The following is a 12,388-nucleotide window of genomic DNA, read 5'->3' as shown; positions in this document are numbered from 1 at the left end:
CGCAGGACACCGGCCCCCGGCCGGCGTCCCCCTGCGGGGGCAGTGGCTGCCGGAGAGGTCCGGCCGGGTTCACTCCGGACGTGTTCATCGCGCGGCCAGGGCGCTGCGGGGAGTGAGGTCCGTCCAGTGCGCGTCGACGTAGGCGATGCACGCCTCGCGGGTCGCGGGTCCGTGGACGGGTCGCCAGCCGTCGGGGATGTCGGCGAACTCGGGCCACAGGGAGTGCTGGCCCTCGTCGTTGACCAGGACGCGGTGCTGGACGGCGGGGTTGTCGAACGGGTTGGTCATGGTGCGGATGTCTCCTGTCTTGGCGGTGGGGGGAGGGGCGACCGAACGCCGCGCGCGCCGCCTGGACGGCTCGACCCGGGCCGGTCGCCCCTTGGTGGCTGGTTTCAGGTGGCGCGGAGCGCCGCGTCGAGGACGGGACCGATGAGGGCGCGCGCGTCGGGGCGGAGCATCTGGGCGTGCCCGCACGGCACGTCGTGCACCACGAGAGCGCCGTCGACATGCGGGGCCCAGAGCTCCGGGGTGAGGCCGTTGGTGGGGTCCTCCTCCATCGCGCGAAAGAAGAGCACGTCCCCGTGGAACGTCCTCGGGGCGTACGTGCGCATGAGCCGGGCCTGGGCGGCGAAGTTGCCGACCATGGTCTCGATGGCCTCCGGAGGCAGCGCGCCGAGGGGGCTGCCGGTGTCATGAAGCGCGTCCCGAACGGCTGTCGCGTCCAGTGGTGCGGTGGTGTCCCAGGCGGACAGGTCGACTCCCAGGGCGGTCAGCAGGGCACGGAAGACGACCTCGCGGCCCGCGTCCTCCAACCCGTCGGCGGGTGGCACGGGGAAGGCGTCCATGACGGCCAGCAGCGCGACCTCCTCGCCGGCTTCCTGGAGCTGGACCGCGATCTCCTGGACGAGGTTGCCGCCGAAGGACCAGCCGAGCAGCCGGTAGGGGCCGTGCGGCTGCACTGTGCGCAACTGCGCCGTGTAGTGGACCGCCATCGCCTCGATGCTGTCCGGGAAGGGGTGGGAGCCGTCCAGGTTGGGTGTCTGGAGCCCGTAGACCGGCCGCCCGGCGACGTGCTGGAGCAGACCCGCGTAGGACCACGCCAGCCCGCCTGCGGGATGTACGCAGAACAGGGGAGGGAGGCTGCCGTTGACCCGCAGCGGCAGCAGACAGGCCAGGTCGGCGCCCGCCCGACCGGTGCCTGATCCCGTCTCGCGGGCCGCGAGGGCGCTCGCGAGGCCGGCCGGGGTCGGTTCCTCGAAGAGTTCCCTGATGCCGAGTTCGGTTCCGGTGGCCTCCCGGACACGGGCGAGCAGACGTGCGGCGAGCAGGGAATGGCCGCCCAGGGTGAAGAAGTCGTCGTCGGCCCAGCACTGTTCGATGCCCAGGGCCTCGGCGAACAGGGCGCACAGCAGGTCCTCGCGCGGTCCGGCCGGGGCTCGGCCCGCCCCGCGTGCCAGGTGTTCCTCGCCCGGCGTCGGGAGCGCGTCGCCGTCGAGCTTGCCGCTCGGGTTGAGGGGGAGCGCTTCGAGGCCGACGAACGCGGCGGGGACCATGTACCCGGGAAGTTCGGCCGTCAGGGCCGCGCGCAGCGCCGCGCGGTCCGCGGTCTGCGTGCCGTCCTCGGCCACCACGTAGGCGACCAGTTGCGTGGTGCCGTGGGCGTCCTTCGCGCCAACGGGCCGGAGGGCGACGGCCGCCCGGGATATGCCTGGCTGCCGCTCCAGGGCCGCGACGATCTCGACCGGTTCCACCCGGAATCCGCGTACCTTCAACTGGCCGTCCGCGCGGCCGAGATACTCCAGGCGCCCGTCCATGGTGCGGCGCACGAGGTCTCCGGTGCGATACATCCGTTCGCCCGGCGGGCCGAACGGGTCCGGCACGAAACGTGCGGCGGTCTCCGCGGGCCGTCCGAGGTAGCCGCGGGCCAGACTCGTGCCCGCGAGATACAGCTCGCCGATCGCGTTCGGCGCGGCCGGGCGCAGGAAGCGGTCCAGGACGTAGCAGCGGGTCCCGGCGACCGGACCCCCGAGTACGGGCCGTTCGGTGTCGTCCAGCGGCGCGTACAGGGTGTCCACGGTGGCCTCGGTGGGGCCGTAGAGATTCCACGCGGTGAGACCGGGGACGTCTCGCAGCCGCCGCCACAGGGCGGGGGGCACGGCCTCGCCGCCGAGGGCGAGCACGGCCGGCCGGTGCACGGAGGCGTCCTCGTCGCAGAGTCCGGCGTCCAGCAGCGCGGCGACGTGGCTCGGGGTGGTCTCCAGGACGTCTATGCGTTCCTCGCGCACGGCCCGGACGAGGGCCGCCGGGTCACGGCGGGTGTCGTTGTCGACGACCACGAGTTCGTGGCCGTCGAGCATCCACAGGACGGGGTCCCAGGACGCGTCGAAGGAGAGCGAGGCGGTGAGGGCCACGCGCAGCCTGCGCCGTCCGGTCGCCGCGCGGGCGGGCTCGAACAGGGCGTGCCGGTGGTGTTCCCACAGTTGCGCCAGGGAGCGGTGTTCCACGACGACACCCTTGGGGCGTCCGGTGGAGCCCGACGTGTGCAGTACGTAGGCCGCGTCGCGGGGGCCGGGCGACATGTCCGGTGAGGGTTCGCCGGGGAACCCGGCCAGCTCGGCGCGGATGCCGGCCGAGTCGAGCAGGACGGTCCGCCAGGTCCCGTCGGGAATCGTGCCCGCGGTCGCCGCGGTGGCCAGCACCAGGGTGGGCCGCGCGTCTGTCAGGACGGCCTCCATCCTCGCGGGCGGGAGCGAGTCGTCGAGTGGCGCGTAGGTGCCGCCAGCAGTCAGTACGGCGAGCAGCGCGGTCAGGGAATCGGCGGAGCGCGGCAGGACCACGGCGACCGTCCGCTCCGGTCCCACGCCATGGGCGCGCAGCAGACGGGCGAGGCGGGCGCTGTCCCGGGACAGCTCGGCGAACGAGAGCGCGTGGGCTCCGCAGCGCACCGCGATGTCGCCGCTGCGTGCCGCGGCGGCCGCGGCCTCGAACCCGGCGACCACGGTCGGGTGCCGGGAAAGGACCCGCTGCGCCGGTCCGCCGTCGTGCGGGTCGGCCTGCCTGGCCGGGTCCAGCGGGTCGCGGCCGGACAGTGCGGCGTCGGGGTCCGCCAGGACGAGCCGGAGCAGGGTCACGAAGGACTCGGCCAGGCCCTGCGCCGTGGGGGTGTCGAAGAGGTCGCGGGCGAACTCCAGCTCGCCGGTGAGTCCTCCGTCGGCGGACTGCTCGGAGAAGTTGAACGACAGGTCGAACTTGGCCGCGGCCGTGTCCACCCCCCGCACCTCGGCGTGCAGGCCGGGCAGATCGAGGGCCGGACGACCGGCGTTGTTGAGGGAGAGCATGACCTGGAACAGCGGGTGCCGGGAGAGCGACCGCGGGGGCGACAGGTGTTCCACGAGCGACTCGAACGGCAGATCCTGGTGTGCGTAGGCGGCCAGGTCGGTCTCCCGGGCCCGCGCCAGCAGGGTGCGGAAGTCCGGGTCCCCGTCGGTGCGCACGCGCAGGGTCAGCGTGTTGACGAAGAAGCCCACCAGTCCGGCGAGGGCCTCGTCGGTACGGCCGGCGACCGGGGTACCCACGACGATGTCCTCCCCGGCGCCGTGCCGGTCCAGCAGCGCTGCGAGTACGGCGTGCAACGCCATGAACGTGCTGGCACCCTCGCCACGGGCCAGCTCCGCGAGGCGGCGCCCGTCCTCCTCGGTGAGCGGGAGGGTGACGTTGCCGCCCCGTCCCGAGGCGAGGTCCGGCCGCGGCCGGTCGGCGGGCAGCGCCAGTTCGGCCGGAGCACCGGCCAACACGGCTCTCCAGTGAGCAAGTTGACGCGCGTGCAGGCTGTCCGGGTCGTCAGGGCTGCCGAGGAGATCCCGCTGCCACATGGCGTAGTCGGCGTACTGGACCGGCAGGGGGCTCCACTCCGGCGGGCGGCCGAACGACCGCGCGGCGTACGCGGCGGCGAGGTCCTGGGCCAGCGGGCCCATGGACCAGCCGTCGGCGGCGATGTGATGGACCGTGAGCAGGAGAACATGCTCGTCGGCGCCGGTTCGCAGCAGTTCGGCGCGCAGCGGCAGGTCACGGCCGAGGTCGAATCCCTCGCGGGCCGCCTCGACCAGCAGGTGCGGTACCTGCTCGGGCGTGGTGTGCGTGACGGTGAGGATGGGGCGGCTCTCACCGGGAGACAGGACACGCTGAACCGGAGAGCCGGTTCGCCCCGACTCCTCCCGGAAGACCGTGCGCAGACTCTCGTGCCTGGCCACCACGTCGCCCAGCGCGCCGCGCAGCGCGTCCGCGTCGAGTCGTCCCCGCAGGCTGACGGCCATCGGCAGGTTGTAGGAGGCGTCGTCGGATCGCATCCGGTTCAGGAACCACAACCGGTGCTGCGCGAACGAGAGAGGCAGGTCCGCCGGCCGGTCCGGCCGGGCCGCGAGCGACGGGCGGCGGTGCGAGGTACCGGTGAGGCGCCTGGCCAGTCCGGCGGGGGTGGGGTCCTCGAACAGCGCGCGGACGGAGATCTCGGCGCCGAAGGCGTTCCGTACGCGGTTGACGACGCGGGTGGCCAGCAGGGAGTGGCCGCCGAGCGCGAAGAAGTCCGCGTCGCGGCTGACCGGGCCGGTGCCGAGGCATTCGGCGAACAGCGCGCAGAGGATCTCCTCCTGCGGGGTGCGGGGGCGCTCGCCCTGTTCCTGTTCCTCGTGTCCGGGGTCCGGGAGCGCGGCGAAATCGGTCTTGCCGTGCACGGTCAGCGGGATGTCCGGCACCAGGGTGAGCCGGGAGGGGGTCATGTAGGCGGGGAGGCGGTCACCGAGGAACGAGCGCAGGTGTGCGGGGGTCGGCTCCGTGCCGGTCTCCGGGACGGCCCAGGCGGTCAGGGCGCCGCCGTCGGCGGTCTCGCGGACGCTCACCACGGCCTGGCGCACGGCGGGGTGCGAGGTGAGCGCGGCCTCCACCTCGCCCGTCTCGACGCGGAATCCACGGACCTTCACCTGGGAGTCCGTGCGGCCCACGAAGACGAGGGAGTGGTCCGGCCGTCGGCGTACCAGGTCGCCGGTGCGGTACATCCGGCTGCCTGCGGGACCGTAGGGGTCGGCGAGGAACCGGTCGGCGGTCAGGCCCGTCGCCCCCTCGTACCCCCGGGCCACGCCGGCCCCGGCCAGGTACAGCTCGCCCGTGACGCCCGGCGGCGTGGGGCCCAGCCTGGAGTCCAGAACGCGGGCGCGCATCCCGGTCACCGCGTGGCCGATGGTGGCGCCGCCACCCGGGGTGACGTGAGCGACGACGCTGTCCACGGTCGCCTCCGTCGGCCCGTACAGATTCCACACGCTCACACCGCGCAGTTCCGCGAGTTCGGCCCACAGCTTGTCGCGCACCGGTTCTCCGCCCAGCGCGACGACACGTGGCCAGGGCCGGCCGGGGGCGAACAGGCCGCAGAGCCGGAGCTGTTCGAGGAAGGACGGTGTCGTCTCGATCACGTCGATCCGCCGCTCGTGCAGGAACCGCACCAGAGCTTCCGGATCACGACGGACCAGGTCGTCCACCAGGTGCAGCTCGTGGCCGGCGGCCATCCACAGCATCGGGTCCCAGGAGGCGTCGAAGGTCGCCGCGGCGGTCAGGGCGACCCGCAGGGGCCGTCCGTTGTTGGCTCGTTCAGCGGGTTCGATCAGCCGACGTCCGTGATGGCGCAGGAGGTTGGCGAGTGCCCGGTGCTCGACGACCACGCCCTTGGGCCGACCGGTGGAGCCGGAGGTGTAGAGCACGTACGCGGGGTCGTCGCCCCGCGGTCCCTCCGGCGGCAGCGCTCCGGCGGGGAGCCCGGTCGCGGGTGTGTCCTCCAGCCACAGGACGGGCGTGCCGGTGGCGGGGAGCGAGGGCGCGACGGCACGTTCGGTGAGCAGCAGCGCGGGCTGTGCTGAGTCGAGGATCCGGGCGTTGCGTTCGGCCGGGTGCGACGGGTCGAGCGGGACGTACACGGCTGCGGCGCGCAGCACGCCGAAAACCGCCGCGATCTGGCGCGTGGAGCGGGGCAGCGCGACGGCGACCCGATCGCCGGGGCGGACTCCGGCGGCGGTCAGCCGCCGGGCGACCGCGTGCAGTTCGGCGGTCAGCTCACCGAACGAGACCGCGCTGTGCCCGTCGGTCACCGCGGTGCACGCCGGAGTGACCGCCGCCTGGGTCTCCAGCACGTCGCAGACACTGTGCACCAGCTCGTGCGCAGGTTCCGCGGAATCGTCCGGCGTCCCGAGGTCGAGGGCCGCGAGACGCTGGTCCCGCGTGAGCATCTCCAGGGCTCCGAGCCGTTCCTGGGGTGCGTCCAGCGCCGACCGCAGCAGGCGGAGGAAATGGCCCGCGAAGCGGCGTGCGGTGCTCTCGTCGAAGAGTTCCGCGCTGTACTCCACCTCGCCCGTCAGCCCGGCAGGAGAGCCGTCGTCGCCGTGCAGCTCCGTGAAGTCCCAGGTCAGGTCGAACTTGGCGGTCTTCTGTTCGGGTGGGAGCAGCTGTGTGTCGACGCCGGGCAGGTCGAGCCGCGGAGCGACGGTGTTGTTGAGGGCGAGCATCACCTGGAAGAGGGGGTGCCGGGAGAGCGACCGCTGGGGTGCCAGCGCCTCGACCAGTTGCTCGAACGGGAGGTCCTGGCGGCTGTAGGCGTTCAGGTCCGTGGTGCGTACCCGGTCGAGCAGCTCCCGGAAGGAGGGGTCGCCACCGGTGTCGACCCGCAGGACCAGGGTGTTGACGAAGAACCCCACGACGTCGTGGAACCTCTCGTCGTCGCGTCCGGCCACCGGGGTGCCGACGACGATGTCGTCCCCGCCGCCGAGCCGGTGCAGCAGGGCGGCGAGCACCCCGTGCAGCACCATGAACGGGGTGACCCCCGCCTCCCGTGCCAGCGAGACGAGTGCGCGGTGCTCGGCGGCGTCCAGGTCCACCGGCACCCGGCCGCCGCGGAACGTGGCGCGCTCCGGTCGCGGGCGGTCGTGCGGGAGCGGCAGTTCGGGCGGCAGGCCCTCCAGCGCGGTCAGAGACCGCGCCAGCTGCCGTGCCGAGAGCGAGTCCGGGTCCTCCCGGTCGCCGAGACGGGCCTGCTGACCGAGGGCGTAGTCCGGGTACTGCGCGGGCAGCGGCTGCCATCGCGGTGCGTGGCCGTCGGTCCGGGCCCGGTAGGCGGTGCAGAGATCGCGGACCAGGGGGCCCATCGACCAGCCGTCGGTGACGATGTGATGAAGGGTCAGCACGAGGAGGTACGAGTCCGCGGCGTCGCCGGCGGGCTCCGCCACGGGAGCCAGCGTCGCGTGCACCGGAGGGCGCCGGGCGAGATCGAAGTCGGGAGATGGAAGGTCCCCGGGGCGGCCGTCCGGTGTCACGGGGGCGACGTGCAGCTCGACGGCGCAGTCATCGGCCGGCAGGACGACCTGGTGCGGTCCTTCCGCGTCCTCCGGGTAGACCGTGCGCAGGCTCTCGTGCCGTGCCAGCAGATCGGAGAAGGCAGCCTTGAGGGCGGGGACGTCGAGGTCCCCGGTCAGCCGGAGCGCGACGGGTATGTGGTAGCGGTCACCGCCCTCCCCCATGCGCTCCAGCAGCCAGATACGGTGCTGGGCCGCCGAGAGCGGCAGCCGCGCGGGGCGTTGCGCCGAGCCGTGCGGGCCGTCGTCGGCGATGCCGTGCGGCGGCGCGTCCCGCTGTGCGTCGAGCGACGCGGCCAGCCCGGCGACGGTCGGTGCCTCGAAGAGCGCCCGTACCGGCAACCGGACGCCGGTACGCTCGGCGACGGCGGTGAGCAGCGCGGTGGCCAGCAGGGAGTGGCCGCCGAGCGCGAAGAAGTCGTCATCCCGGCCGACCTCGGCCAGACCGAGAAGGTCCGCCATCGACGCGACGACCTCCCGCTCGGTGGCGGTACGCGCCGGGGTCCTGCTCCCCGCGGCGACCGCCACGGCTCGGGGCAGTGCGTCGGTGTCCAGCTTGCCGTTCGGGGTGAGAGGGAGCCGGTCGGTGACCGCGTAGGCCGAGGGCACCATGTACGCCGGAAGCGCCGCCGCCAGCGCGTCGCGGACCGGGCGCAGGTCGTGCCGTACTTCCGCGCCCGCCTCGTCCACGGCCGGGACGAGGTAGGCCGCCAGGGTCTCCTCGGCCAGGCCGTCGCCGCGCAGGACGACCGCCGCCTGGACGACTCCGGGCAGCGCGGTGAGCGCCGACTCGATCTCCTCGGTCTCGACCCGCTGGCCGCGCACCTTGATCTGGGTGTCGCTGCGGCCGGCGAACTCCAGCGAGCCGTTCTCGTGCCAGCGCACCAGGTCACCGGTGCGGTACATCCGCGCCCCCGGCTCTCCGAAGGGGTCCGCGAGGAACCTGTCGGCGGTCAGCCCCGGCTGCCCGGCGTAGCCACGGGCCACTCCCTCCCCCGCCAGGTAGAGCTCACCGGTGACCCCGCACGGGAGCAGTCGCAGGGCCGCGTCGAGTACGTAGGAGCGCGCACCGCGGACCGGGCGCCCGATGACCGGCTCCGCTCCCCGGACAAGGGCCGTGACGGCGTCGACCGTCGTCTCGGTCGGTCCGTAGAAGTTGTAGGCCAGCAGGCCCCGCTCGGCGCGGAGCCGCTGCCACAGCTCGCTGTTGACCGGCTCGCCCCCCAGCGCGACGACCAGGGGCCGGTGGGGGGACAGGGCGTCCGACGCGGGGTCCCCGGCGGTGAGTCCCGCGGCCAGCAACTGCTGGAGGAAGCTCGGGGTGGTCTCGATGACGTCGATCCGTGCGCTGTGCAGGAACCCGACCAGTTCCTGCGGGTCGCGGCGGGTGACGTCGTCCACGATGTGCAGATGGTGGCCTCCCAGCATCCACAGCAACGGGTCCCAGGAGGCGTCGAAGGACGTGGCCGCGGTCAGCGCCACCCGGAGCCGACGCCCCGCCGCCAGTTCCGCGCTCGCGTGTGACTCCTCACGGTGGTGGGCCAGCAGGTTGCAGATCGACCTGTGCTCGACCAGCACCCCCTTCGGGCGTCCGGTCGAACCGGACGTGTAGATGAGGTAGGCGGGGTCCTCGGGGCGGGGCGCGGCCGGAGCGGCGCCTCCGGCGGTGTCGTGGGAGCGCGGCATGCCGCGTACGGCGGTCCCGTCGGGGGCCATGCGGGCGGCGCGGCCGTCGGGTGCGCAGACCAGGATGACGGGGTGGGCGTCGGACAGCAGATACGCGATGCGCTCGTCCGGATAGGAGACGTCAACCGGCAGATAGACCGCGCCGCTGCGCAGTACGGCGAGTGGGGCGACGACGGTGTCGACCGAGCGCGGGAGCGCGACGGCCACCGTCGTGCCCGGTCCGGCGCCGTCGGCCCGCAACGCCGACGCGGCCACGTCGACGGCCCGGTCCAGTTCGGCGAAGGTGAGGGTGCGCGTTCCGTCCTCGACGGCAGGCGCGTCGGGGGTCTCCCTCGCGAGGCGGGCCAGCACCTGAGGCAGTGTCGGCTCGTCCGCCACGGCGGCGGGGACGGAGGCGGCTTCCCGGGCGGGTGAGGCGTGCGTACTCCGTCCCATGGCCAGGAGGCGGTCCCGCTCCTCCGGACCGGTGAGTTCCAGAGTGCTGAGCGGTCGGTCGAGGTCGGTGACGAGTGCCTCGGTCAGCCGCACGATCCGCTCCAGGTGACCGGCGGCGGACGCCTCGTCGTACCGGGCGGAGTCGGCCAGGACGTCCACGCGGGCTCCGGCACCGCCGGCGGCCGGATGCACGGCCAGCGTGAGGTCCTCCACCGGACCGAGCGACAGGTTGTGCAAGGCGCCGGACGCCGGCCCGAACCGCAGGCTCTCGTCGAAGGCCAGCACGTTCACTGACGGCCCCACCAGGGCGTCGCCCCTGACCAGGCCGCGTTCACGGCGCATTTCCTCCGCGGGGAAACGCTGGTGCCGCAGCGCGCCGCGCATGGCGGTCGTCACCTGACGCAGCAGGTCCTGCACGGAGTCCGCGGGGTTCATGCGCAGCCTGAGGGGGACGATCTGGGACATCATTCCCGGCGTCCGCCGCGCGATCCGGCTCCGCCGACCGGTCACCGGCATGCCGAGAAGCAGGTCCTGGGCGCCACGCATCCGGTGTGTGTAGGCGGCCGTCCCGGCGACGAACAGCGTCGGCCACGCCACCCGGCCCCGCCGGGCGCCGTCCCGCAGCCGCTGCCAACGCTCGCCGTCCAGCACGGCCGACTGCCGCAGCACCTCCGCACCGGGAAGCCCGGAGCGGTCGGTGAGCCGCTCGGCCGGGGGCGCGCCGTTCAGCAGGCCGCGCCAGTAGTCCCTGTCCTCGGCGTACTCGGTCGACCGCGCGTACGCCTGCGCCTCCGCGACCAGCGGCCCGAGCGGGAGCGGGTCAGCCGCGAGATCCTCTCCAGCGGCGAGAAGGCTGTACGCCTCGGCGATCCGGCCGAGGGCCACAGCGGCGCCGTAGCCGTCCAGCACCAGATGGTGGGTGCGCAGAGACAGCAGGTGGCGTGCGGGCGACAGCCGGTACAGAGTGAGGTCCGTCACCGGCCCCCGCGTGACGTCGATGGGCGTGCGCAGGCCATGCAGCATCGCCCGGTGGGCGTCCGCTTCACCGTTCACGTTCGCGGACAGGTCGACGAGAGCGACGTCGAGAGCGGGGCCCTGCGCCACGTACTGGACAGCCGTCCCGTCGCTCGCGGCGTCGGTGATCGTCGTGCGGAGGGCGTCGCAGTCCTGAGAGACCCGAGTCACCGACCGGCGCAGCAGGGCGATGTCCAACTGCCCCTCGATATCGACATATTCAGCGATCGTGAAGTCGGTGCTCAGCGGTCGCAGGTGGTGAGCGAACCAGAGGGATTCCTGTGCTGCCGTCAGCGGCAGCCGGACGGTGGCCTGCTCAGTCATGTGCCCACCCCATGACGAATGCGACGTGTGCCGACACCGTTGACCACCCTCTCGATCTCACATCGGACCGGTGCGGACGCGAATTCACCGCCGCACCGCTTTCCGTGGTTGATCCGAGACGCACGGGGTCTGCGGATTGGTGCGTGATCCGACACACGATGTGTTTCCGGTGTGCCGTAGGTCTCCTTCATGCCAAGGGCAGGGCAATTCCGGTCACCTAATGGCTCATTGGCATCGCACACCCATCCGGGCCCGATGAGGGTTACGGATCAATACGGTCAAGCGCGGCGCACGGTCGACATCGTCGCCGCAACAGAACACAGAGGAGAGACTCCAGATGCAGCGTCCAGGATTGGCCGCGTCACTACGCGGCATAGCCGTGGCCGGAAGTGTGCTGGCCCTGAGCCTCACCGGCGCCACGGCCGCGTCGGCCCAGACCGGCTCGGGACAGACGTCGAGCGCGGTGTCCCGGCAAGAGGCAACCGTGCAGCGGGCCGCTCCGGCTCCGGCCGGCTACCGCGGCACCCAGGGCTTCAACCTGTGCCTGCTGTCGCGTTGTTCGACCGGTTCCGACAGCGGCGACGGCGGTGGGGTCGGCCTCGTACAGGGCGGCAACCTCTGCCTGCTCTCCGTCTGCGAGTTGCGGTCCTGAAGCCCGGGAGGGCTCCGTAAGGCTCGGCGGCGGGGCCGGCTCGGCACGTGGAGCCGGCCCCGCCGCCGCGGGACCGCCGGACATCCGGGACCGTCATGGCGTGAACGGGAGCGCGCGCCGGGGCGGGATGAGGCGCACGAAGCCGACGACGCGCCAACTGCTCCTCCCCGCACTGTCGAAGTCGGGCGCCGACCGGATCGGGCCGGACGTGCACGCGGGGAACAGTTCCAGGCCGTCGGCGACCCACCAGGGCGCTCTCCGCGCCTGTCCACCGCCAACCGTCCGCACGGAGTACGCCGAAGGCGTGTGCGGACTCGGCGAGCGATCCCCGACGCCGGGCGGGGCATCCCCAGCGGCGCACAGGCCCCCCCTCGCCGGAGGTCGTCGTCACCGGGAGCCGGGACGCGGATCGCTGGTCCCGCGGGGAGGTCGGCGCTCTCCGCTTCCACCACAAATGGCGTGAAGGACCAATCCGGGGGCGCCACCGGGACGGATTCCGGTCATGGACCTCGACGTACGACCCCAGCCGCTGCCCGGTATCACACGCCTGTCCCTCGGCGCCCTGAGCGGTCTCCTCGCGGGATACGCGGCCATCGCGGTGGCCGAGTTGGTCTCCGCGGCGGTGCGGCCGGAGTCGGGGCCGGTCATCGCGGTCGGCGGGGCGGCGATCGACCGTACACCGTCCGGTGTGAAGGACTGGGCCATCCGGAACTTCGGCACGAACGACAAGCTCGTTCTGCAGCTCGGCATCCTCGCCGTGCTGACCGTTCTCGCCCTGGTTCTCGGGGCGTTGGCCGCGCGGTGGCGGGTCATCGGTTCGGCCGGTGTGCTGGCCTTCGGTGTGGTCGGTGCCGCGGCCGCCACGAGCAGGCCCGACTCGACGGGCCTT

3 protein-coding genes and 1 pseudogene are annotated in these 12,388 nt (G+C 73.2%); 2 read left to right on the top strand and 2 right to left on the bottom strand.

Annotated elements, in window-relative coordinates:
* Positions 1-84 precede the first annotated feature (84 nt).
* Together GA0115242_RS32590 and GA0115242_RS32585 are read right to left on the bottom strand one after the other, a co-directional pair.
* Positions 85-288 carry an MbtH family protein gene (locus GA0115242_RS32590; protein WP_093834954.1) on the bottom strand — a complete coding sequence of 68 codons (204 nt, stop codon included), beginning with the start codon at positions 286-288 and terminating at the stop codon, positions 85-87.
* A gap of 104 nt (positions 289-392) precedes the next feature.
* On the bottom strand, positions 393-10,847 hold the full coding sequence (locus GA0115242_RS32585; RefSeq protein WP_093834952.1) for a non-ribosomal peptide synthetase: 10,455 nt from the start codon (positions 10,845-10,847) through the stop codon (positions 393-395).
* Between the two features lie 337 nt (positions 10,848-11,184).
* On the opposite strand from GA0115242_RS32585, the gene GA0115242_RS32580 reads away from it, so the two are divergent.
* A complete protein-coding gene (locus GA0115242_RS32580) occupies positions 11,185-11,499 on the top strand; it encodes a hypothetical protein (protein WP_093834950.1) in 315 nt (104 codons plus the stop codon).
* A gap of 502 nt (positions 11,500-12,001) precedes the next feature.
* Positions 12,002-12,388 (top strand): annotated as a pseudogene (locus tag GA0115242_RS32575) (molybdopterin-binding oxidoreductase); the annotation flags it as partial.

Source organism: Streptomyces sp. SolWspMP-5a-2 (assembly GCF_900091845.1).
Lineage (GTDB): Bacteria > Actinomycetota > Actinomycetes > Streptomycetales > Streptomycetaceae > Streptomyces > Streptomyces doudnae.
This window is presented reverse-complemented; position numbering and strand designations above follow the sequence as displayed.